The organism is Flavobacterium sp. UBA6195 (genome assembly GCF_002422095.1).
Taxonomy (GTDB): domain Bacteria; phylum Bacteroidota; class Bacteroidia; order Flavobacteriales; family Flavobacteriaceae; genus Flavobacterium.
The window spans coordinates 1-23,352 of sequence record NZ_DITB01000090.1 but is presented as its reverse complement, the minus strand read 5'-3'; the positions used below and the strand labels follow the sequence as shown (position 1 = coordinate 23,352).

At 31.1% G+C, this 23,352-nt stretch carries 22 protein-coding genes and 1 pseudogene; 21 read left to right on the top strand and 2 right to left on the bottom strand.

What is annotated here, in order from left to right; translation table 11 throughout:
* The 17 genes and pseudogenes from sprA to B4I81_RS08040 all read left to right on the top strand — a co-directional run.
* On the top strand, window positions 1-4,562 hold a 4,562-nt coding region (sprA, locus tag B4I81_RS08110; protein WP_291109493.1), incomplete at its 5' end, for a cell surface protein SprA.
* Window positions 4,563-4,683: 121 nt separating this feature from the next.
* Window positions 4,684-5,064, top strand: a complete 381-nt coding sequence (gene gcvH, locus B4I81_RS08105; RefSeq protein WP_291109491.1) for a glycine cleavage system protein GcvH — start codon at window positions 4,684-4,686, stop codon at window positions 5,062-5,064.
* A complete protein-coding gene (locus B4I81_RS08100) occupies window positions 5,054-5,413 on the top strand; it encodes a VanZ family protein (protein ID WP_291109489.1) in 360 nt (119 codons plus the stop codon). The genes gcvH and B4I81_RS08100 overlap by 11 nt, the downstream gene beginning before the upstream one ends.
* A gap of 57 nt (window positions 5,414-5,470) precedes the next feature.
* On the top strand, window positions 5,471-6,208 hold the full coding sequence (locus B4I81_RS08095) for an energy transducer TonB (RefSeq protein WP_291109487.1): 738 nt from the start codon (window positions 5,471-5,473) through the stop codon (window positions 6,206-6,208).
* A gap of 91 nt (window positions 6,209-6,299) precedes the next feature.
* Window positions 6,300-7,055, top strand: a complete 756-nt coding sequence (locus tag B4I81_RS08090) for an energy transducer TonB (RefSeq protein ID WP_291109485.1) — start codon at window positions 6,300-6,302, stop codon at window positions 7,053-7,055.
* Window positions 7,056-7,130: 75 nt separating this feature from the next.
* Window positions 7,131-7,874 (top strand): deoxyribose-phosphate aldolase, encoded by a 744-nt coding sequence (deoC, locus tag B4I81_RS08085; protein ID WP_291109483.1) that lies wholly within the window; start codon window positions 7,131-7,133, stop codon window positions 7,872-7,874.
* A 9-nt stretch (window positions 7,875-7,883) separates the two neighbouring features.
* Complete coding sequence (locus B4I81_RS11835; protein ID WP_349678570.1) at window positions 7,884-8,201, top strand: hypothetical protein; 318 nt, start codon at window positions 7,884-7,886, stop codon at window positions 8,199-8,201.
* A 174-nt stretch (window positions 8,202-8,375) separates the two neighbouring features.
* The gene (locus tag B4I81_RS11830) at window positions 8,376-8,585 is read left to right on the top strand and encodes a hypothetical protein (protein ID WP_349678569.1); all 210 of its coding nucleotides are present in this window, start codon (window positions 8,376-8,378) and stop codon (window positions 8,583-8,585) included.
* Between the two features lie 324 nt (window positions 8,586-8,909).
* Window positions 8,910-9,986 (top strand): hypothetical protein, encoded by a 1,077-nt coding sequence (locus B4I81_RS11825; RefSeq protein ID WP_349678568.1) that lies wholly within the window; start codon window positions 8,910-8,912, stop codon window positions 9,984-9,986.
* Between the two features lie 90 nt (window positions 9,987-10,076).
* Window positions 10,077-10,979 carry a heme o synthase gene (gene cyoE / locus B4I81_RS08075; RefSeq protein WP_291109481.1) on the top strand — a complete coding sequence of 301 codons (903 nt, stop codon included), beginning with the start codon at window positions 10,077-10,079 and terminating at the stop codon, window positions 10,977-10,979.
* Between the two features lie 2 nt (window positions 10,980-10,981).
* Complete coding sequence (locus tag B4I81_RS08070) at window positions 10,982-11,569, top strand: cytochrome c oxidase subunit 3 (RefSeq protein ID WP_291109479.1); 588 nt, start codon at window positions 10,982-10,984, stop codon at window positions 11,567-11,569.
* 45 nt (window positions 11,570-11,614) lie between these two features.
* Entirely contained in the window at window positions 11,615-12,595 is a 981-nt protein-coding gene (locus B4I81_RS08065; protein ID WP_291109477.1) for a cytochrome c oxidase subunit 3, read from the top strand.
* A 19-nt stretch (window positions 12,596-12,614) separates the two neighbouring features.
* Window positions 12,615-12,965, top strand: a complete 351-nt coding sequence (locus B4I81_RS08060) for a cytochrome C oxidase subunit IV family protein (RefSeq protein WP_026724344.1) — start codon at window positions 12,615-12,617, stop codon at window positions 12,963-12,965.
* A 76-nt stretch (window positions 12,966-13,041) separates the two neighbouring features.
* A complete protein-coding gene (locus B4I81_RS08055; protein ID WP_291109474.1) occupies window positions 13,042-13,743 on the top strand; it encodes a hypothetical protein in 702 nt (233 codons plus the stop codon).
* Between the two features lie 5 nt (window positions 13,744-13,748).
* Window positions 13,749-14,374, top strand: a pseudogene (locus B4I81_RS08050) (SCO family protein).
* 2 nt (window positions 14,375-14,376) lie between these two features.
* Window positions 14,377-14,916 (top strand): DUF420 domain-containing protein, encoded by a 540-nt coding sequence (locus B4I81_RS08045; RefSeq protein WP_291109472.1) that lies wholly within the window; start codon window positions 14,377-14,379, stop codon window positions 14,914-14,916.
* Window positions 14,917-15,138 (top strand): hypothetical protein, encoded by a 222-nt coding sequence (locus B4I81_RS08040; RefSeq protein WP_291109470.1) that lies wholly within the window; start codon window positions 14,917-14,919, stop codon window positions 15,136-15,138.
* A gap of 34 nt (window positions 15,139-15,172) precedes the next feature.
* Here B4I81_RS08040 and B4I81_RS08035 read toward each other — a convergent pair whose 3' ends face one another.
* A complete protein-coding gene (locus B4I81_RS08035; RefSeq protein ID WP_291109468.1) occupies window positions 15,173-16,564 on the bottom strand; it encodes a DUF4403 family protein in 1,392 nt (463 codons plus the stop codon).
* Between the two features lie 106 nt (window positions 16,565-16,670).
* Here B4I81_RS08035 and B4I81_RS08030 point away from each other — a divergent pair, with 106 nt between their 5' ends.
* The 3 genes from B4I81_RS08030 to tsaB all read left to right on the top strand — a co-directional run bounded on the left by B4I81_RS08030 (window position 16,671) and on the right by tsaB (window position 20,083).
* A complete protein-coding gene (locus B4I81_RS08030; protein ID WP_414655095.1) occupies window positions 16,671-17,990 on the top strand; it encodes a TolC family protein in 1,320 nt (439 codons plus the stop codon).
* A 20-nt stretch (window positions 17,991-18,010) separates the two neighbouring features.
* Window positions 18,011-19,324, top strand: a complete 1,314-nt coding sequence (locus B4I81_RS08025; protein WP_291109464.1) for an efflux RND transporter periplasmic adaptor subunit — start codon at window positions 18,011-18,013, stop codon at window positions 19,322-19,324.
* A gap of 99 nt (window positions 19,325-19,423) precedes the next feature.
* Window positions 19,424-20,083 carry a tRNA (adenosine(37)-N6)-threonylcarbamoyltransferase complex dimerization subunit type 1 TsaB gene (gene tsaB, locus B4I81_RS08020; protein WP_291109462.1) on the top strand — a complete coding sequence of 220 codons (660 nt, stop codon included), beginning with the start codon at window positions 19,424-19,426 and terminating at the stop codon, window positions 20,081-20,083.
* A gap of 1 nt (window position 20,084) precedes the next feature.
* On the opposite strand, the gene B4I81_RS08015 is transcribed toward tsaB, so the two are convergent.
* Complete coding sequence (locus B4I81_RS08015) at window positions 20,085-20,855, bottom strand: mechanosensitive ion channel family protein (protein WP_291109460.1); 771 nt, start codon at window positions 20,853-20,855, stop codon at window positions 20,085-20,087.
* 213 nt (window positions 20,856-21,068) lie between these two features.
* On the opposite strand from B4I81_RS08015, the gene B4I81_RS08010 reads away from it, so the two are divergent.
* Entirely contained in the window at window positions 21,069-23,315 is a 2,247-nt protein-coding gene (locus B4I81_RS08010; RefSeq protein ID WP_291109458.1) for an inorganic phosphate transporter, read from the top strand.
* The last annotated feature ends 37 nt before the right edge of the window (window positions 23,316-23,352 follow it).

Genomic DNA, 23,352 nt, shown 5'->3' with positions numbered 1-23,352 from the left:
CCTTAGCGAGTGTTCCATTAGAAGGGGCTTTCGATGGCAATATAACTTCAGATGAGCCAGTAGTTGATGCATTAAATGTAGGTTATAAAAGAGCTAAATTATCTTGGTATTCAATTGACCCCGTTTTTTATGTACAACCTCCAGCAGGAATTTCTGATAATGATTTGTCATCAAATAGGACAAGAAGAATTTTTAGTAGAGAATTATATCCTGTTACTGACATTGCACAAGGACAATCAACAGTAGTTAGTACATTAGATATGACTTACTATCCTAAAGAAAGAGGACCTTATAACTATAATCCCGATATAGCAGCAACTAATCAATTTTCAGAAATTGAAGCTCCAGAAAATTGGGCTGGTATTATGCGTTCCATAAATTCAACAAATTTTGAACAATCAAATGTAGAGTATATCCAATTTTGGGTTCTTGATCCTTACTATGGTAATTCTGGAGATGTGGCAGATCCAAATAATACAGGTAAAATAGTTTTTAATTTAGGTGAGATATCTGAAGATATTTTACGTGATGGTCGAAAACAATATGAAAATGGATTACCAGAAGCGAATTCAAATCAACCAACAATTTCTACTGAATGGGGAGAACAACCAGCTTCTCAATCATTAATATATGCATTTGATACCAATGCTAACAATAGGGAAGTACAAGATGTTGGATTTGATGGTTTGATTGATGGAGATGAGGCAATAAAATATCCTCAATTTGCATCACAACCTGACCCATCTGCGGATAACTATCAATTTTATTTGAATGCTGATGGAGGTGTTGTTTCTAGATATAAAAATTATAACGGATTTGAAAGGAATTCACCTGTTAATGTTACCGATACCAATAGAGGAAATACAACTTATCCTGATGTTGAAGATATTAATCGCGATAACACAATGAACACGATTAATGCTTATTTTAAATTTGAGGTTCCAATCTTAAAATATCCTGATTCAGATAATGGAGTTCCTATTGGACAGAATTATATTGTAGATTCTAGAAAATTTACAGATGTTTTACCAAATGGACAAACTGCAAATGCCAGATGGATTTTGTATAAAATTCCTATTCAAGAATTTACAGATGCCAACAAAGTAGGTCCAATAAATGATTTTAGATCAATAAGATTTATGCGAATGTACATGACAGGATTTAAAGATGAAATTACATTACGTTTTGGAGCTTTGGATTTGGTTAGAGGAGAATGGAGACGATTTGTTAATTCATTAGATATCAATGATCCTAATCCTGATGATGATAATACAGGTTTTGATGTAGTTGCTTTAAATATTCAGGAAAATGGTAATAGAAGTCCTATTAAGTATGTTACACCACCGGGAGTAGTTAGAGAACAATTATATAATAATAATACCGTTATAAATCAAAATGAACAGTCATTATCTTTAAGAGTATATGACAAAACTGGTGGGCTTTCACAAGGGTTACAACCAAATGATTCTAGAGCTGTTTTTAAGAATGTGAGTGTTGATATGCGACAATTTAAAAAATTGCGTATGTTTTTACATGCTGAAGGAACTGAGAATGGAGGTTTACAAGATGATAATCTAATTGCTTTTATAAGATTTGGAAATGATTTTACAGATAACTTTTATCAAGTAGAAATCCCATTAAAGGTTACTGCTTTTGGAGAATCTTCTGCAGATGCTATTTGGCCGGCTGAAAATGAAATCGAAGTACCTCTATCGCTATTAACTAAATTAAAAATATTATCATTGGCTAGTGATCCTTCAATTGTTTACGATCCTAATGGAATTGGTTTTGTAGAAGAGGAGAATCTTGGGTCTTCAAAAAACAGATTAACACTAGGGATTAAAGGGAATCCAAATTTTGGATTGGTTAGAACTTTAATGATAGGTGTAAAAAATAAGTCGGGTCAAGTTCAAAGAGGAGAAGTTTGGTTTAATGAGTTGCGTATGTCAGATATGGACAATAAAGGAGGATACGCAGCAGTAGCAAACTTAGATACTAATTTAGCCGATTTTGCAACGGTTTCTGCAACAACTCGAATGAGTACAATTGGCTTTGGATCTCTTGAGCAAGGTCCTAATGAAAGAAGCAGAGAAGATGTTTTTCAATATGATATTGTTACTAATTTAAATCTAGGTAAATTATTACCAAAAAAATGGAGAATTAATTTACCATTAAATTATGGTGTTGGCGAACAAACAATTACTCCTAAATTCGATCCGTTCTATCAAGATATTGAATTGAAACAACTCTTAAAATTCACTTCTGATCCTACTGAGCGTTCTAATATAGAGAATCGTGCAATAGATTATACTAAGAGAACAAGTATAAATTTAATTGGTGTTAAGAAAGAAAAAAATCCAGAAAAGAAACCTCATTTTTATGATGTAGAGAATATTACGCTATCGTATTCACTTAACGAAACACAACATCATGATTATGAAATTGAAAATCTAGTTGATCAACAAAATCGATCTACTGTTGATTACGCATATTCATTTAAACCTTTAAGTGTTGAGCCTTTCAAAGAAACAAAGTTGTTCAAGAAAAGTAGTTATTATAAATTACTATCCGATTTTAATTTTAATTTTTTACCGACTAATATTTCTTTTAGTTCAACTATTTTAAGACAATTTAATAAGCAAAGATTTAGATTGGTAGATGTTCAAGGTATTGGATTAGGTGATTTGTATAGAAGAAATTATTTTTTTAATTATCAATACGGATTAAACTATAATATAACAAAGTCTCTTAAGGTTAATTATACAGCTTCTTCCAATAATATTGTTAGAAATTATCTTGATGAAAATAACATGCCTATTGATGGTCTTGATATATGGGATGATTATTGGAATACAGGACAAGCTAATCAACACAACCAACAATTTGTTGTAAATTATGATTTGCCTATCAGTAAGTTGCCTATATTTAGTTTTGTAAAATCTACATATACTTACACTGGTGATTATAATTGGCAACGTTCTTCAGATGCGTTTTCTTCCATTCAAGCTGAAGATGGAACTCTTTACCAACTTGGAAATACAATTCAAAATGCTAGTTCTCATAAATTGAATACAGCCTTAAATATGGATTTGTTTTATAAGTATATCGGTTTAACCAAAACAAAATCTAATAAAAGTGCAAAGAATAAAGAAAAACAAGCTGCTCCAAAGCCAGGGCAAAAAGTTACAGCTGCTCCAGCAAATAAAAATATTTCAACAGAGCGAAGCGTGTTTTCCGCTGGTTTAATAGGAGTTCTTACGAGTGTAAAAAACATACAAATTAATTATACAGAAAATAGAGGGACAGTGCTGCCAGGGTATTTGCCAGGATTAGGATTTTTTGGATCATCAAAACCTACTTTAGGATTTATTTTTGGAAGTCAAGCAGATGTTCGATATGAAGCGGCAAAAAATGGTTGGCTTACAACCTTTCCAGAATTTAATCAAAATTTCACTCAAATACAAAACAAAAAATTAAATCTTACAGCAAAAGTTGAAGTCTTTCCAGACTTAACAATAGATTTTAATGCAGATCGTTCTTATACTTATAATTTTTCTGAGCAATATGATGTTTCTGGAGGAGTTTATAATTCACGTTCTCCATACGATTTTGGTAATTTTAATATTTCTACAATTCTTATAAAGACGGCCTTTTCACAAAGTGATTTAAATTTTTCAGAAGCATTTCAAGATATGAGAGATAATAGGTTAGTTGTTGCAAATAGACTAGCTGAAAATTACTATGGTTCATCTGTTTTTCCTAGGGATACAGATGGGTATCCTGTAGGGTATGGGAAAAATAGTCAGCAGGTTTTACTTCCTTCTTTTATAGCGGCTTATTCAGGAATAGATGCTGGTAAAGTTTCTACAGGGGTTTTTAGAAACACCCCTTTGCCAAATTGGAATATTAAATATACCGGACTAATGCGTTATTCATGGTTTAAAGAAAATTTTAAAATGTTTTCTATACAGCATGGTTACAGAGCTAGTTACAATGTTAATGCATTCAGATCAAATTTAAATTCATCACCAACGGATGCTAATGGTAATTTCTTTGCTAATAAAATAGTATCTAATGTAAATTTAGTAGAACAATTCAATCCTCTTGTTAAAGTTGATTTTACTCTAAAAAATTCTTTAAAATTTCTTGCTGAAATAAAAAAGGATAGAACTCTAAATATGAGTTTTGATAATAATTTGTTGACGGAAGTTGTTGGTAATGAATACATAATTGGATTAGGATATAGAATCAAAGATGTAACTATTAATTCTGCTTTAGCCGATAATGTTTCAGGAGTTATAAAAAGTGATATTAATTTGAAAGCCGATTTTTCTCTACGAAAAAGTAATACTATTGTTCGTTATTTAGATTATGACAACAATCAATTAGGAGGTGGTCAAAATTTATGGTCTCTAAAACTAACTGCCGATTATTCGTTTAGTAAATATCTAACAGCAATTTTCTTTTATGATCATCAATTTTCTCAAGCTGTAATATCAACTTCTTTTCCAACAACAAATATTAGAAGCGGATTTACACTACGTTACAATTTTGGTAATTAAATGATTATTAAGTAAATTAAATAGAGATTAATTTTTAAAGTTTTTTTGCAAAAAAAATAACAAAAACCTTTTTTTCTATTCAATAAATAAAATTACATTTGTACTTCAAAATTAAAAACAAATGAATATACCAACTAGTTTAAAATACACTAAAGACCACGAATGGGTTTCTGTAGATGGTGACGTTGCTACTGTAGGGATTACTGATTTTGCTCAAAAAGAATTGGGTGATATTGTTTATGTGGAAGTAGAAACATTAGATCAAACCTTAAATAAAGACGAAGTTTTCGGAACAGTTGAAGCGGTTAAAACAGTTTCTGATTTGTTTTTACCTTTATCAGGAGAAATTATTGAATTTAACGATTCTTTAGAATCAAGTCCAGAAAAAGTAAATACTGACCCTTATGGTGATGGTTGGATGGTAAAGGTGAAAATTTCTAATATTGATGAGATTGATACACTTTTGTCAAGTGAAGATTATAAAGCACTTATTGGAGCGTAAATTCTTTTGGCTTGCTTTAATTTGGACTTTTGTTATAACTGTTGCAAGTTTGGTAAGTGTAAATTCATTTTCAAAAATAAAATCTGTTGGTAATGATAAGATAGTACATTTCTTATTTTACCTTTTCTTTGTAATATTATGGGGATTAGTAAAAAGGCAAAATGATTCAAATAGAAAATATTATCTATTTGTTTTCCTAGTTGCAATGAGCTATGGCTTAATTATCGAAGTTTTACAAGAGATATTAACAAATACAAGACAAGCAGATTTTTATGATTTTTTGGCAAATACAACGGGAGCATTCGTAGGTTTAATTGTTTTGCTTTATTATAAGAATAAATTTTTTTAATTTTTTTTTCAAAACATTTCTAATATTAAGTATATTAGCACCTTCAAAAATAAAGTTATGGAAGTAAAGAAAAATCCAAATGTTGATCCAAAGAGAAATAGCTCTCTTTATTTTCTTGTAGGCTTAACAGCAGTATTAATGTTAACTTATGTGAGTTTAGAGATGAAATCTCAAGATCCAATCGAAGAAACTGTAGAAATTGGTGTTGCAGATAACATGATAGCAGATGAAGAAGAGGTTATTTTAACAATGCCTCCTGCACAAAGACTACCACCTCCACCTCCACCAGCACCTGAAGTAATTCAAATTGTTGATAACAAACAAGTTTTAGAAGAAAAGAAAATTGAAACTACGGAAGTAAATGAAAATAAAGCTGTAGTTGTAACTCAAGCTTCTTCATACGGAGAAGAGGGAGGAACTGCTGAAGAAATTGATGAAGAAGTTCCTTTTGCTGTAATTGAAGATGTTCCTGTTTTTCCTGGATGTGAAGGTGTTGCTAAAAACAAACGATTAGAGTGTTTTATGGAGCAAATGGCTAAGCACATTAAGAAAAACCAACAATATCCTGAAAGAGCAATGGAAGATAATATTCAAGGTAGAGTAGCAGTTCTTTTTGTTATTGATAAAGATGGAAGTATTACTAATGTTCAAGCTAGAGGACCTAAAGGTGGTGAGCTGCTTGAAAAAGAAGCTCTAAGAGTAATCTCTAAATTACCTAAATTTAAACCTGGTATGCAAAGAGGTAAACCTGTAAAAGTAAAATACAGCCAGCCAATTACATTCAAATTACAATAATATAAAATCCCAACTGAAAAGTTGGGATTTTTTTTGGCACATAAATTGTATAGACTAATTAACAAACCGTTAACTATTAATCTATATAATTATGAAAGCAAATGTCGATTTCCCGAAAAGATCAAAAAATAGTTTTATCTATTTTCAAGTTGGTTTAATTGCTACGATGTTAGTGGTGCTTTTTATTCTTGAATTTAATTTTGAGGATAAAAAATACAAAGCAAAATATATTCCTACAGTAGATATCCCTGAGGAAGAAACGTTTGTATACAATCCTGCGCCCATAACGAAACCTCAAATTACTGTTAAACCATTAGTTACAAAAAGTCCACTTACACAGGTTTTTAAAATTACTAAAGAAGAGCCTAAAAAGGAGGATAATCAAACAAAATTAGCAAGTCAAGATAGTCATGCGGATAATCAAAGCAATACAAATTCAAATCCAATCGTAAATCCTGATAATACTGGTAAAGTTGAAACCCTATCAGAATACTCACCTTTTTCGGTTGAACAATTGCCCATGTTTCCAACTTGTAAAGGATTAAGTAGAGCAGAACAAAAAGCTTGTTTCGATGAACAATTAGCTAAAGCGATTGTGAAAAACTTAGTATATCCTGAAGAAGATTTAGAAGCTGGAAAGCAAGGGGTAGCCCAAGTAGAATTTATTATTGATGAAAATGGTGCTATCACTAATGTTGTAGTGTTAAATAATAGGAGAGCTACTTTAGGAATGCAAAAAGCGGCAGAGAAAGCCGTAAAAAGAATCCCTAAATTAATTCCTGCAAAGCAAGGGAATAAAGAAGTAAGAATCAAATACACAATACCAGTTGTGTTTAAAATGCAATAATTAAATATTATTTGAGATAAAAAGTCCCATTTCGATGGGATTTTTTTATTTTTACAAATTATAATTCTTTGTGAAATGAACATCAAACAATATTTAGACTCAACCTATCTTAAAACCGCAGCTCAAGCTAATCTTTCTGAAAAAGAAAACACAGAAGTTGTGAAAAATTGTATTCAAGAAGCCATTGATAATGATTTTAAATTAATCATGATTCGACCTGATAAAGTGGTTTTGGCAAAAAAAATGATTCAAGAATCAAATTCAAAAGTTACAATTGGAACGGTTATCGATTTTCCATTAGGAAATGGGACTTTAGAAGCTAAATTAGCGGAAGCCAAACAAGCTATAGAAAATGGCGTTGATGATTTAGATTATGTTTTAGATTATGAAGCATTTAAAAGAGGCGAAATTGATATTGTAAAAGAACAAGTTTTACAAGGAACTAAATTAGGGTTAGCTCACAACAAAATTGTAAAATGGATTATTGAAGTAGCAGCTTTAGATAATAATCAAATTGTACAATTATCGGCATTGATTAAAAATGTTGTGATTGCAAACTTCGATGAAAACGATTATGAAAAGGTTTTTGTAAAATCTTCAACCGGTTTTTATAAAACTCCTGAAGGTGTTCCAAATGGAGCTACAGTTCCAACCATTAAATTAATGCTTGAAAATTCTTGTCCGCTACCCGTTAAAGCTGCAGGAGGAGTAAGAACTTATGAAGAAGCTGTAGAAATGGTTCAATTAGGCGTAAAACGAATTGGAACTTCAGCTGCTAAAGCAATTGCAAATGGTGAAATTTCAAATAGCGATTATTAAAAATATCTTATGAGAAAAATATACTGTTTCCTATTGTTGTTTCTCGGATTTACAACTTTTGCTCAACATTCGTCAAATGAACAATTTCCAATATTTTCAGATTGTGTAAATGCTACTGGTAAACAACAGGAATCTTGCTTTTATAATACGATTCAAAATTATTTTTATAACAATTTTAAAGTACCACAAGAACTTCAAGATCAAAATTATAAAGGAACAGTAATTGCCTTTTTTGAAGTGGATACTACGGGAGATTTCAAGGTTTTGTATACCGACGCAGCACATGAGTCACTAAAAAAAGAAGCTGCTCGTGTTTTTGAATCATAGCCAAAAGTTTCACCTGCTACTTATGCAGGAAAGCCAACGTATTCCAAATTTTCTATAAAAATCAATATTCCTTTAGTTGCCCCAAACACTCTAGAAGATGTAGCTACTAAATATGCCAAAACAAATACGCTGTTAATTGATAACAAAAAAGAATTATCAGAATACGATGATTTGGTGATAAAACCATTCGAAAATCCGCAGTTTAAAAGTTCGGGAATTGTGCAGTTTTCACATCAAAATTATGGTGTTTTCGATGCTTTGTTAAATCAAGTAGGAAGCAATAATCACACGGCTTCAAAACCTTATTCGTATGATGAAGTAGCAAAATATTATGATTTTGAAACGGCAAACCAATCTTTTGCGAAACAAAAAGCATCTTGGTGAGGAAGAAAACTATGGAACGAAAATTTAGTAGCGATTCAAGGTGAAGAATATTGGTTCACTCTAAATCCAATTTTCGATTTTAGATTAGGAAAAGATACTGAAAGTGAAGCTTCGAACTCATTTGTTAACACAAGAGGTTTAATTGTAAATGGTGGTTTAGGAAAGCAATTAACTTTTACAACTTCTATCTATGAAAGTCAAGGTAGATTTGCTGATTATTACAATGCATACGCAGAAAGTATTCGTCCTTCGGGTGGAAATTCAGCGATTATTCCAGGAATTGGAATTGCGAAACGTTTTAAAGAGGATGCTTATGATTTTCCATTGGCAGAAGCTAATATCAAATACCAACCAAGTAAATTTGTAAATCTACAACTAGGTTACGGAAGAAATTTCTTAGGTGATGGATATCGTTCTTTATTACAAAGTGATGGTGCAAGCCCATATCCGTATTTTAAAATCAATACTACTTTTTGGAAAATTAAATACACCAATACCTACATGTGGCTGAAAGATGTTCGTGATGCTGCTACAGTTGACGGAACCTATACTACAAAATACATGGCAAGTCATTATTTGAGTTGGAATGTAACTAAAAGATGGAATTTAGGTTTCTTTGAAAATGTGGTTTGGACGAATACCAACGATAGAGGTTTCGATTTTAATTTTGTGAATCCATTAATTTTTTACAGAACGGTTGAGTTTGGCTCATCGTCTAAAACAGGAAATGCATTGCTTGGATTAACTTCAAAATACAAACGGAACAATCAAATTAACTTTTACGGACAGTTTTTAATTGACGAGTTTGCAATTGGTGATGTAAAACAAAGCAATCAAAGTTGGAGAAATAAATTTGCGTACCAAATTGGAGCTAAGTATTATGATGCGTTTAAAATAAAGAATTTATTACTTCAGGTAGAATATAATCAAGTGCGTCCTTACGTGTATTCGCATAGTGATCCAATTACTAATTACGGTCACAACAATCAAAGTATGGGGCATTTATGGGGAGCGAATTTTAGAGAATTTATTGCTATTGCACGTTATTATAAAGGAAGATATTTTGCTGATGCGAAATTAATTTACGGCCAACGCGGATTTGATTTTAATAACGGAACCGATAACTTCAACTACGGAGGTAATATATATTTAGATTACGATGAAAATCGTCCTTATGATACCGGAGTTTCGATTGCACAAGGAAATAAAACAACGGTTATGATTGCCGATTTACAACTAGGATATTTAGTAAATCCAGCTTCAAATTTAAAAGTTTTTGGAAATGTTCTGTTCAGAAATTTCGATCCATCTGCTGAAACTGCTACAACAGTAAAATCAAACACCACTTGGTTTTCAATTGGGCTAAGAAGCGATTTATTTAACTGGTATTTTGATTATTAGTAGATTTAACGAATTTTCTAAATTCTAAATTCTAAATTCTAATTTTCATATCGTATCTTTGCGCGCAATTTCACAGCGAAAAACACTAAAGTGGACACAAATACACAACCTCAAATTAAAAAATCTTTTTACAAAGACTTTGTAGAAATTACAAAGGCACGCTTATCTATTAGTGTAGTGGTTTCTACTATTGCGGGTTATTTGTTAGGATTTAATGAGGAACAACCGTTTCAATGGTTGGTTTTAGCACTATTAATCGTTGGAGGTTACTGCATGGTGGGCGCTTCCAATGTTTTCAATCAAATCATAGAAATTGAATTAGATGCCAAAATGGACCGAACTAAAAATCGTCCATTACCTTCTGGTAGAATCTCTAAACAAAATGCTTTTATTTTAGGATGTGTTTTAACCATTTTAGGATTAGCTATTTTATACAATGTAAATCCTAAAACCGCTATGTTTGGCGCAATTTCGATTTTCATGTATGTGAGTTTGTATACGCCATTAAAAACGTTAACGCCGCTTTCTGTTTTTGTTGGAGCTTTTCCAGGTGCTATTCCTTTTATGTTAGGTTGGGTGGCAGCAACAGGTCAATTCGGAATTGAAGCTGGAACCTTATTTATTATTCAATTCTTCTGGCAATTTCCACATTTTTGGGCCATCGGTTGGTTCTTGTATGACGATTACAAAAAGGCTGGGTTCTTTATGTTACCAACAGGAGAACGCGATAAAAAAACAGCGCTTCAAACCATTTTGTATACGATTTGGATGATTTTAGCCTCGATAATTCCAGTTTTTGGGTTTACCGGAAATTTGATTTTATCGAAAACTGCAGCGGTAATCGTTTTCTTATTAGGATTATGGATGTTGTTTTATGCGGTACAGTTACACAAACAAATGGATGCAAAAGCGGCAAGAAAATTAATGATTGTTAGTGTTTCGTACATTTCCTTGTTGCAAATAATATATGTTATAGATAAATTTTTACGATAGTTATGGAAAATAGAATGACTTTGGAAGAAGAACAAGCTCGCAAAGGCAGAACTTACAAAATGTTGTTGTGGTTTGGGATGATTAGCATCTGTATGATTTTCGCTGGACTAACAAGTGCCTATGTAGTAAGTAAATCAAGACCAGATTGGTTGAAAGATTTTGTGTTGCCTTCTGCATTTGTAATCAGTACAGTAGCTATGTTAGTAAGTAGTTTTACTTTTTACTTAGCTTTACAAGCAACAAAAAAAGACAACAGAAATGGTGCTTCAATGTTTTTATTGATTACTTTAGCGCTTGGAATTGCGTTTATAGTATTACAGTTTAAAGGATTTGGGCAAGTAATTGAAAATGGCTACTTTTTTACAGGAAGTGAAAGTAATGTAACTACTTCATTTTTATATATCGCTGTTTTAGTTCATATTGCACACCTTTTAGGGGGTATTATTTCGCTTTTAGTAGTAATTTATAATCATTATAAACAAAAATACAATTCGGCTCAAACCCTTGGTATAGAGCTAAGTGCGATGTATTGGCACTTTATGGATTTTATTTGGGTTTATCTGTTTTTATTTTTCTATTTTTTCAAATAGAAAAAAAATAATAAATTTGGGAACTTTTTAACAATTAAAAAATTTATGGGAGCGACAGTTATTACAGACGAACACGCTTTAGACGGAGGTCCAGGACCATTAGGAGCAACCTATGGTAAAATGATGATGTGGTTTTTCATCTTATCAGATGCATTAACTTTTTCTGGTTTCTTAGCCGCGTATGGTTTTTCAAGATTTAAATTCATTGAAACTTGGCCTATCGCCGATGAAGTTTTTAACCACTTTCCATTTTTACATGGCGTAAATGCACCTATGTATTATGTTGCGTTAATGACTTTTATTTTAATTTTCTCTTCAGTTACTATGGTGTTAGCAGTTGATGCAGGTCATCACATGAAAAAAACTAAAGTAGCATTTTACATGTTGTTAACTATTGTTGGTGGTTTTATCTTCTTGGGTTCTCAAGCTTGGGAATGGAAAAATTTCATCAAAGGAGAATATGGTGCTGTTGAAACTAAAGGGGGTTCAATCTTACAATTTGTTCAAAAACAAGAAGACGGAACTTTTAAAAGAGTAGCTTTAGCTGATTTTGCTGCTACATTACCAGAAGCAAGAGAGCAATTAAACAGAAATAATGGTATGTGGTTCATGAGTGAAGCTTCTTTACCAACCTATTCTGTTAATGAAGTTGTTGAAGGTTTCAAAGCGGATGAATCTATTTTAGTTCGTTCTGAATATTTGAATGCTGAAAAACATAAAACAGTGTTATCTAGAGCAGAATCTTTAAAAAGATTAGAAGAAGCTAAATATGTAGTTGAAGGAGCTAACTTGGTTAGAAACGAATACGGTCATAAATTATTTGCAAACTTCTTCTTCTTTATTACAGGTTTCCACGGATTTCACGTATTTACAGGAGTATTAATTAATATCATCATTTTCTTTAATGTGTTATTAGGTACTTACGAGAAAAGAAAAAGTTACGAAATGGTTGAAAAAGTTGGATTGTACTGGCACTTTGTCGATTTAGTGTGGGTATTCGTATTTACTTTCTTCTATTTAGTATAATTTATAATAAAAGTATATCATGGCACACGCACACGAATCAAATACAAAAAGAATTTGGGTAGTTTTTGGAATTCTATCTGTAATTACTATCGTAGAAGTTTTATTCGGTATCTATAAACCAAAGGCATTGTTTTTTAACAATTTCGCTGGAATGAACTTGCTTAACTGGTTATTTATCATCTTAACTATTGTAAAAGCTTATTATATTACTTGGGCTTTCATGCACATGGAAGGTGAGAAAAAATGGTTTAGAAGATCAATCGTTTGGACAGTAGTTTTCTTAATCCTTTATCTATCTTTTATTTTATTAGTTGAAGGAAACTATGTTTTTGATGTTTACAAAACAGGTCATTTAAAGTGGATATTTTAACACTTGTTTCTATTATATAATCCCGATTTACATCGGGATTTTTTTACTTTTGTAGGAACAAAATAAGTTTCATATAATGAAAAATAAATTAGTCCTCATTTCACTTTTTATATTGCCTATCGCTATTTATCTAGTTTTTTCAACGGCATCTCACAATTCTCTTTTTTTACCAACAATTTCAAAGAACAACCAAGATATCCCATCCGATTGGACAAGTTTAGATGGTTCGAAAGAGTCTATGAAAGGTAAGATAACCGTTTTAGGTTTTGTTGGTGATAGTGTTATTGAAAATCGCGGTAACTTTTTTAATTTAAATCAGAAGATTTATAATAAGTACAAAGGCTTCAAAGATTTCCAAATGATAATGGTGGTTCCTTTAGGGAATGAAAAGAAATGCCAACAAATTATAGATGAATTAGCACCAATAACTGGCGATATGAAAGGATGGAGATTTGTTTTTTCAACTCCAGATAAAATTCAAGAATTCTATGATAGCTTTAAATTAATGGGACAATTGGATGAAAATAAAGGAACTCCTGCTGTAATTATCGTAGATAAAGAATTGAATCATCGCGGAAGAAAAGGTAAAAACAAAAAAGGTGAGGAGGAGTACAAAGAAAGTTACAATACTATTTCGGCAGCCGATTTACATAATGAAATGACAGATGATGTAAAAATCATTCTTCGTGAGTATCGTTTGGCGCTCAAGAAGAATAAAAACGAAAGAAAAGATGCTTTCCGTGATAACATCAAAGAGAATATTGAAAAACAAAAGTAATTTTCATGAAGAATAAATCATACATCGGAATTTCATTCATCGTTTTGATTTTTGGAATTTGGGCAGTACCAAAAATCATTGCTAAATTTCAAAAATCAGATTTGGTTGAAATTGGTCCAGTTCCAGCATTCAAATTAACGAATCAAGACAATAAAACAATTTCTAATGCGGATTATTTAGGAAAAGTGTTGTGGTAGAGTTTTTCTTCTCTACATGTCCTACGATTTGTCCTAAAATGAATGAAAGCATGTTGCAATTGCAAAACGAATTTTATGGGAATCCAAATTTTGGAATTGCTTCTATAACCATCGATCCTGCAAAAGACACCCCCCAAATATTGAAAGAACATGCTAATTTATTAGGAGTAAAACATTACAATTGGCATTTTTTGACAGGTGATAAAGAATACATCTACAGTTTAGCAAACAAAGGTTTTAACTTATACGCTGGAGAAAACAATAAAGTTGCTGGAGGATTTGAACATTCGGGTTTATTCGCTTTAATTGACAAAGACGGAAAAATCAGATGCAGAAAAGACGCACAAGGAAATCCAATTTTATATTACGATGGACTTGATGCTGCTGGAGTTGAAGCAATCAAAGAAGATATTAAAAAATTACTTGAAGAATAATTATGGAAAATAATATAGAAACAAAATATAACAAACTTATTGTTGTTTTATCAGTTGCAATTCCGGCTGTAGTAGCTTTGCTTTTTGGAGTGAATTTGAGAAAATTAGGGTATGATGTAGCACCTCTATCTTTCTTACCTCCAATTTATGCTACTATTAATGGATTAACCGCTGTAGTTTTAGTTGCTGCGGTTATCGCTATCAAAAATGGAAACAGAAAATTACATGAGAATTTAATGAAAGTTGCCATTGCTTGTTCAGTAGCTTTCCTTGGAATGTATGTAGCGTATCACATGACTTCAGATTCTACTAAGTTTGGTGGTGAAGGTGTAATTAAATACGTGTATTATTTTATCCTAATAACGCATATTTTATTATCAATTATTATCATTCCTTTAGTTTTAACTACTTATGTAAAAGCGTGGTCACAACAATTTGATAAACATAAAAAAATAGCAAAAATTACATTTCCTATTTGGTTATATGTTGCGGTTACTGGTGTAGTTGTTTATTTAATGATTTCTCCTTATTACGCAAATTAGATGAAAAAGTTTTTATTTGGAATCGTTTTTTTCGTCATCAGCATTTCTGCTCAAGCGCAATGTGCCATGTGTCGTGCTGCTCTTGAAAGCGAAGAAGGTGGTGTTAAAGCAGAAGCCGTAAATGATGGAATAGTATATTTAATGGCAATTCCATACATATTAGTTGGGGTTTTAGGTTATGCCATTTATAGATTAAAATACGGTAAGAAAAAAGAAATATAAAAAAAGTCGTTTCAATTGAAACGACTTTTTTGTTTTATTCTAATCCATCCACTTTAATATCCATTTTTCCACTAGTGGTAATAAAAGCAATAATGGCTTTATCCGTTAATTCAACTTTTTCGAATTCGAAATCATTGATAGTTCCATTTACAAAAACACCTTTCATAGGAGAATAGTTGGTTAAATAAGGTTTCATGTTTTGTTTGCCTTCTTCTAAGTTTCCTTTAATCGAATAGCGACAATTTGCTTGTATGCTTTTTAAAATAGTTCCATGTAATAACCAATTGGCCGATTTCATTAAAATGCTTTTTGTGTTTAAAACATATTCCATTTGATCAAAATAAATTTCTTTTGTAATAGGATTGTAATTCGGAATTCCCGATAAATAAATTGTACCATTAATACTTCCCAAAACATCTAAAGCAATAATCATTTTGCCATCTTTTTGCCATAAATCTACTTTTTGAACAGTGATTTTTCTACTTCCCGATGCAAATTCTTGTCCTTGAAAATTCTTAGTTACAATTTTACTTGCACTTTCAAATGTAGAAACCGCTACTACCGACACAGTTGTGTTGTCCGGAATTTTTTCAACTGGTTTCAATACAATTTTCGAAGCATCAAACCCGCTTTTTGGCTTTTGTCCCACCATAGTTTGCATGTTGCATTTTAATCCCATGTTCAACATGATTTTAGTTTTGTTAAGTTTGGCTTCCGTAACATATAACTCTAAAGGAACCATTTTAAACCAAGTTTCGTATTGTTCGCTTGTTAAAATAGGATTGCTTAATTTGTCTAAAGCGTCTAAAACATGAGGTTTAAAATCGCAGGTTTTATCGATAGCTTCATCAATTTTTTTCGAAATTTTCGATTTAAATAGGCTCAATGTGGGATTGATGATAAAAGTAATTGGAACGTTTTTTCCAGCTACCAAAATCGTAGGGCTTTCACTCCATTTAAAATCTTCTATTTTAGAAGTAGTGGTAAGTTTCCAATTGGTTAAATGCGTTTTGCTGTCTAAAGTTATGATTCCATTTAGATTGATTTCACGAGTGTCATTTAATCCCATAAAATCAGTTCCATATTTAAATTTTGCCCAAATTTTCAATGGAATAACTGATACTATATTTCCATCATTTTCACTTAGTTTAATTGGGGCTGTTTTCCAGATTTTCATTTCGGTTTTATCATCATTTAAGATAGAATCGTTAAATATTAATCCGGTTACATTTTTATTTAGTTGTTGTTCGAGTTCTTTCAATGTTATTTCAACAGGCATTGAAATAAAAGAAACTTTATTTTTAAAAACTACAGGGTTATCGTTTGAAGGTGCTGGTTTTATGGCATCAATTTTTTTTGCTGTACCACATGAAATGGTTAGAAGCAAGGTAAAAAGTAAGGCAAAAATTACAAGAAATGTTTTCATAGGAGATCTAATTTTTCGATGTAAAAGTAAAATTTTAATTGATATACTGTAACAAAATATTGAAAAAGAGGTCTTATAAGAAATGAGAATAAAAGCACATAAAATGATAACAAAAAAAATAGTTTTTTTTCTATTGTTGATAGGTTTTCAACTTTCGGCACAAAGTAAAAAATGGACTTTGGAAGAATGTGTAGATTATGCTATAAAAAATAATATTTCGATAAAGCAATCGGAATTGGATTTAAAAACTTCAAATATTGATAAACTTGAGGCAATAGGGGGATTTTTACCAACTTTAACTGCAAATGCTAATTACAGCGTAAATACGGGTGCAAGTATTAACCCTGTAACAAATCAATTTCAAAATCAAACATTTAAATCGTTTTCTGCTTCTGCAAATTCTGGCATAATGTTATTTAATGGTTTAGCAAACTGGAAAACCTTACAAAGAGCAAAATTAAATAAGATAGCAAATACATATCGTCTAGATAAAATGAAAGATGATATTGCTCTTTCAATTGCGAATTCGTATTTACAAATATTGTTTAATAAAGAACAATTGAAAGTTCAAAAAAATCAAAATTTAGTTACTAAAGAAAATATCAAAAGAACCCAAGAATTAATAGAAGCAGGTTCACTTCCTGCTGGAGATATATTCGAATTACAAGCTACAGATGCTACTCAAGAGCAACAAATTATTAGTACTGAAAATGCGCTTTTAATTTCTAAAGTTGCTTTGTGTCAAACTTTATTGTTAGAAGATTATGCTACGTTTGATATTTCAGATGAAGTGATTGATTTACCAATATCTAATATAACAAATGAAACTCAGGAGACTATTTTGGCTAAAGCTAAAGAATCGGTTAAAGATGTAAAAATAGCTTTATCAAATGTTGATGTTGCTAAAAAAGATGTCTCTATTTCACGTTCTTCTTACTTACCAACATTAACAGGTTTTGTTGGATATAATACTCGTTGGTCTGAAAGTACACCGTTTAATTTTGCAGATCAATTGTCATTGTTTGATGGAACAGCTGTTGGTTTACAGTTAAGCGTTCCAATTTTAAATGGATTTGCTACAAGAGGAAGAGTACAACGTGCTAAAATTAATCAAGAGCGTTCAGAGTTTCAATTGAAACAGGCTGAATTAGATTTAGAGCGAAATGTGTATCAGGCTTATAATGACGTTATTAATGCTAAAAAATCATTTGATGCCGCTCAAAAAACTTTAGAAGCTAGAAAACAATCTTTCAATTTTTCAAAAGAGCGTTATGAAGTAGGTTTAATGAATTCATTTGATTTTTCTCAATCTACAATAGCTTATGAAAACGCACAATCAGAAGTATTGAGAACTAAATACGATTACATTTTTAGAACCAAAATATTAGAATTCTATTTTGGAATTCCATTAATTAAAAAACAATAATAAAATATAAATACCTAGTCATGTCAAAGAAAACCATATTCATTTTATTAGGAAGTGCAATCGGATTAATCTTGTTATTAGTTGGACTTAAAAAAGGTGGTGTAATTGGAAATAACGATGAATCTAAGGTCGTTGAATTATCAAAAGTTGCTCAAACTACAATTGTAGAAACGGTTTCGGCAACAGGAAAAATCCAGCCAGAAATTGAAGTAAAAATATCATCTGAAGTTTCAGGTGAAATCATTGCTTTGCCAATTAAAGAGGGACAACAAGTTAAAAAAGGAGATTTATTAGTAAGAATCAATCCTGATTTATATGAATCTGGAGTAAATCGTTCTGTGGCTTCTATGTCAACTACAAAAGCTGGTTTAAGTCAAGCAGACGCTCAAGTTAAAGAAGCAAAAGCCAATTATGATCGAAATAAAAAATTATTCGAAAAAGGAATCATTTCAAAATCGGAATGGGATAGAATTGTATCGGCTTATGAAGTTGCGGTTGCCAATAAACAATCGGCTTATTACCAAGTGCAAAGTGCTTCGGCTACGGTTACAGAAGCAAAAGATAATTTAGGAAGAACAACTATTTACGCACCAGCAGATGGAACAATTTCGTTATTGAATGTAGAGTTAGGTGAAAGAGTTTTAGGAACGCAGCAAATGGCAGGAACTGAAATTTTAAGAATTGCGAACTTAAACAATATGGAAGTTGAAGTAGATGTGAACGAAAATGATATTGTAAAAGTTAACATTGGAGATTCTGCAAATATTGAAGTTGATGCTTATTTAAAAAGAGAGTTTAAAGGAATTGTTACGAGTATTTCAAATTCAGCAAGTTCTACTTTAACAGCAGATCAGGTTACAAATTTTAAAGTAAAAGTTAGAATTTTAAAAGAATCATACCAAGATTTATTAGAAGGAAAACCTCAAAATTTCTCTCCATTTAGACCAGGAATGACGGCTACAGTTGACATTATTACAAAACGTAAAGAAAACATTGTAGCTGTGCCAATTAGCGCAGTTGTAATTAAAGACGATACAACTTCGGTTAAAAAAGATATTGTTGCTGAGTTAGATAAAAAAGAGCAAGAACAAAAAGGAACGGCTCCAAAAAGTGATAAAAAATACGAATGTGTTTTTGTGAAAGTTGGAGATAAAGCAAAATTGAGAGTAGTTAAAACTGGAATTCAAGACGATACCAATATTGAAATTATTTCGGGTTTAAAACCGGGAGAAGAAATTATTATTGGACCTTACACAACGGTTTCAAAAGATTTAGTTTCTAATGATAAAGTTCGTGTTGAATCTGAAAAAGATAAAAAAGATAGTAAGAAATAGATTTCTTATGAGTTAATTTGGGTAGATAAGGCGTAGAAAACTATGCCTTATTTTTTTTACTGGTTTATCTTCTTAACTTTGCCTTTCAAAAAACCAAATATGGCTATTATTCTAAATATAGAAACCGCTACTAAAAATTGTTCTGTTGCTTTAGCAAAGGAAGGAAAAGCGATTGCATGCAAAGAAATTGCAGAGCAAAATTTTTCCCATGCCGAAAAATTACACGTTTTTATCGAAGAATTACTGGCTGAAAATAATTTACAATTTTCTGACTTGAATGCTATTGCGGTAAGTCAAGGTCCAGGTTCCTATACAGGTTTGCGTATTAGCGTTTCTTCGGCTAAAGGATTTTGTTATGCATTGAATATTCCAATGATTGCTATTGATACATTGCAACTTTTAGCAAAGCAAATTCAAATTGAAAACGGAATCATCATTCCAATGATTGATGCTCGCAGAATGGAAGTTTTTACGGCTATTTACGATAAAAGCTACAAGCAAATCAGAAATACGCAAGCTGAAATTATTGATGAAACTTCATATCAAGAAATTTCAGAAAAAATGCATTTGGTTGGCGATGGAACAGAAAAATTTAAAAATACATTAACCGGTGATAAATTTGTGTTTCATTCAGATGTGATATTTCCTTCGGCTAAACAAATGAGTGAATTGTCTTTTGATAAATACAAAAAAAGCGACTTTGTAGATGTCGCTTATTTTGAACCGTATTATTTAAAAGATTTCGTTTTAACTAAGTAACTTAAAGCCTTACTACAGATTTACTAAATTCTAGAATTTCAGAGGAAACTTTAGTGTAATCCGAATTGTTTGTCCAAACTTTTACCGTAAATATAACGTGAGCATCTGTTAATTCACTAATAATAATTTCCGGATTCGGATTTTGGATAACAAATGGATGTTTTTTTGCAAAATCAAGGATAGTGTTTTTAATCTCTGAAATATTTGAGTCATAGGCTGTTTTTAAGACTAAATCCACTCTTCTAATTCCTAATTGCGAATAATTTTTGATTTTTCCATTAGATAAAATTCCGTTTGGAATATAAATTACTTGATTTGTTACTGTAATTAATTTAGTAGAAAAAATAAGAATTTCGTCTACTTTTCCAGTTTCGCCATGTGCCTCTATCACATCGCCAAGTTTAAATGGTTTAAACAAAATAATCAAAATTCCACCTGCAAAATTAGAAAGTGAACCTTGAAGAGATAAACCAATAGCCAAGCCAGCAGCTCCTAAGATGGTAACAAAAGCAGAAGTTTCTATACCAAGTTTTGAAATTACAGTTACAAACAACAATACGCGTAATGTCCAAAATATAACGTTTCCAATGAAAGTTGAAAGTGTTAATTCAACATTTCGCTTAAGCATTATTTTTTTTGCTGCTTTTGTAATAAAGCTTGTAGCCCAAAGTCCACCTAAAAGAATTATAATGGCGACAATAAATTTTGGTGAGTACTCTAAGATTAATGTTTTAATGGTTTCGAAATAATTTTGAATTTCAACAGCTGCCATAATTTTTTTTGCAAAGATATTTATATATGGTTTTATTATAAAATAAATAGTAATCATTTCGGTATTGTTTGTCAGATTGTAGAAACTTCTAATGTTAAATTAAAGTTATGTGGCGGATTTAAAATAGAATATAAATACAAAATTGATAACATTAAATTAACGTAAATCTAAATTTCTTAAAGGAATTTTGCATCGAAATTAATTCATAAAAAAATGGAACAAATTTATATTATAATGTTAATCGCATTAGCTATTCTTGCAATTACCGATTTAATGGTAGGGGTGAGTAATGATGCGGTTAATTTCTTAAACTCGGCTATTGGTTCTAAGGCAGTTTCGTTTAAAACCATTATGATTGTTGCGAGTTTAGGAGTTGCTGTTGGAGCGCTTTATTCTAACGGTATGATGGAAATTGCGAGAAACGGAATTTTTACGCCAAGTATGTTTACTTTTAATGACGTAATTATCATCTTTTTAGCGGTTATGATTACAGATGTATTACTACTTGATGTCTTTAATACATTAGGACTTCCAACATCTACAACTGTTTCAGTTATTTTTTCTTTATTAGGAGCTTCTGTAGTGCTAGCTGTATACAAAGTATATGTAAGTGGTGATGGTTCTGGTAATATTGGGAATTATATTAATTCAGAAAAAGCTTCAGAAATTGTATATAGCATTTTACTTTCAGTTGCCTTGTCTTTTGCACTTGGTTCGTTAGTTCAATATGTGTCAAGGTTGATTTTTACATTTCACATTGAAAAAAGATATAAATATGTAGCGGCTCTTTTTGGAGGAGTAGCTATGACAGCAATTACTTTTTTTATTTTAGTAAAAGGATTAAAATCAATAACATTTGTTCCTTCTGAGGTAAAAGATTTTATAAAAGAAAACCCATTAACAATTATTGGTTATTCTTTAATTTTATGGACAGTAGTTTGCCAATTATTAATTAGTGTTTTCAAGTATAGTGTTTTTAAGTTTATTATCATAGTAGGAACATTTGGTTTGGCATTAGCTTTTGCTGGTAATGACTTAGTAAACTTTATTGGAGTTCCAATTGCAGCTTATCAAGCATATGAAATTTGGGCAGGACAAAGTGTAGGAGCTACTGAGTTTATGATGTCAGATTTAGAGAAAGAAAATTTACCAGCGCCATTTATCTTTTTAGCATTAGCTGGTTTGGTTATGGTTTATACATTATGGACTTCTAAGAAAGCAAGGACTGTAATTGAAACAGAGCAAAATTTATCACGACAAGGTGAAGGAAATGAAAAATACAATGCAAATAATTTATCTAGAAACATTGTTCGTGGTTTTATGTATTTAGGGAATGTTATTAGTTTTATTCTTCCTAAAGCACTTCAAAAAAAGTTAGATGCTCAATTTATTCAACCAGAATATACAGGAAAAAGAGATGAGCAGCCTATGTTTGACATGGTTCGTGCATCGGTAAATTTAATTGTAGCTTCTATTTTGATTTCGATTGGTACTTCTATGAAGTTGCCTCTTTCAACAACCTATGTAACTTTTATGGTAGCGATGGGTTCGTCTTTTGCTGATAGAGCCTGGGATAGAGAGAGTGCTGTATATCGAGTTGCTGGAGTATTCAATGTAATTGGAGGTTGGTTTGTAACCGCTATGGCAGCATTTTTATCCTCTGCAATTATTGCGTATATTTTGTTTATCGGTGAAGTATTTGCTTTCTTTGCTTTTATGATTATTGTGGCGATTTTCTTTTACAGAAGTAACCAAATTCATAAAAAGAAAGTTAAAGAGGAAGAAGAAATTAAGAAACTAAGAAAAGAAGATATTGTAACATTAAAAGAAATGATTACAGAAAGTTCTTCTCAAATTTCAAAAGTTTTAAGAAAAACAAGTGGATTATATTCTAGGGTAATTGATAACTTAGGTTTACAGGATTTAGCTAAACTTAAAGAAAATAAGAAAGCACTTAAGAAACTTGAAAAAGAAATTGATGAATTAAAGAGTAATGTTTTTTACTTTATCAAAAATTTAGATGAAAATTCTGTAGAAGCTAGTAAGTTCTATATTTTGATTTTAGGATATTTACAAGATATGGTTCAATCGTTAGAGTTTATTACGACTAGCAGTCATTCGCATGTAAATAACAATCATAAGAAATTAAAATTTAATCAAATTAGAGATCTTAAAACGGTTGATGCTCAACTACAAGAATTATTCGGACGTTTAGAAGAAAGTTTTAATTCAGAAGATTTCTCTAAATTAGATGAAATACTTAAAGACAAAAAGGCATTTTTAGATACGGTTTCAGAATTAATTACAAAACAAATTACAAGAATTAGAACTACAGAAACTAGTCCAAAAAACAGTAAATTGTATTTTGCTTTACTTTTAGAAACAAATGATTTGATAAAATCTATTATGAATTTATTAGAATTGTTTAAAGAGTTTAATCAACAAAACAATAAGAGATAAAAAAAGAGCCGAAATGCACTGCCCCCAAAAAGTTAGA

Excerpts from the sequence above, each read along its gene's own strand:
- gcvH (WP_291109491.1), top strand. The coding sequence starts at position 4,684 with ATGAATATACCAACTAGTTTAAAATACACTAAAGACCACGAATGGGTT.
- B4I81_RS08095 (WP_291109487.1), top strand. The coding sequence starts at position 5,471 with ATGGAAGTAAAGAAAAATCCAAATGTTGATCCAAAGAGAAATAGCTCT.
- B4I81_RS08090 (WP_291109485.1), top strand. The coding sequence starts at position 6,300 with ATGAAAGCAAATGTCGATTTCCCGAAAAGATCAAAAAATAGTTTTATC.
- deoC (WP_291109483.1), top strand. The coding sequence starts at position 7,131 with ATGAACATCAAACAATATTTAGACTCAACCTATCTTAAAACCGCAGCT.
- B4I81_RS11835 (WP_349678570.1), top strand. The coding sequence starts at position 7,884 with ATGAGAAAAATATACTGTTTCCTATTGTTGTTTCTCGGATTTACAACT.
- B4I81_RS08070 (WP_291109479.1), top strand. The coding sequence starts at position 10,982 with ATGGAAAATAGAATGACTTTGGAAGAAGAACAAGCTCGCAAAGGCAGA.
- B4I81_RS08065 (WP_291109477.1), top strand. The coding sequence starts at position 11,615 with ATGGGAGCGACAGTTATTACAGACGAACACGCTTTAGACGGAGGTCCA.
- B4I81_RS08060 (WP_026724344.1), top strand. The coding sequence starts at position 12,615 with ATGGCACACGCACACGAATCAAATACAAAAAGAATTTGGGTAGTTTTT.
- B4I81_RS08055 (WP_291109474.1), top strand. The coding sequence starts at position 13,042 with ATGAAAAATAAATTAGTCCTCATTTCACTTTTTATATTGCCTATCGCT.
- B4I81_RS08045 (WP_291109472.1), top strand. The coding sequence starts at position 14,377 with ATGGAAAATAATATAGAAACAAAATATAACAAACTTATTGTTGTTTTA.
- B4I81_RS08040 (WP_291109470.1), top strand. The coding sequence starts at position 14,917 with ATGAAAAAGTTTTTATTTGGAATCGTTTTTTTCGTCATCAGCATTTCT.
- B4I81_RS08035 (WP_291109468.1), bottom strand. The coding sequence starts at position 16,564 with ATGAAAACATTTCTTGTAATTTTTGCCTTACTTTTTACCTTGCTTCTA.
- B4I81_RS08025 (WP_291109464.1), top strand. The coding sequence starts at position 18,011 with ATGTCAAAGAAAACCATATTCATTTTATTAGGAAGTGCAATCGGATTA.
- tsaB (WP_291109462.1), top strand. The coding sequence starts at position 19,424 with ATGGCTATTATTCTAAATATAGAAACCGCTACTAAAAATTGTTCTGTT.
- B4I81_RS08015 (WP_291109460.1), bottom strand. The coding sequence starts at position 20,855 with ATGGCAGCTGTTGAAATTCAAAATTATTTCGAAACCATTAAAACATTA.
- B4I81_RS08010 (WP_291109458.1), top strand. The coding sequence starts at position 21,069 with ATGGAACAAATTTATATTATAATGTTAATCGCATTAGCTATTCTTGCA.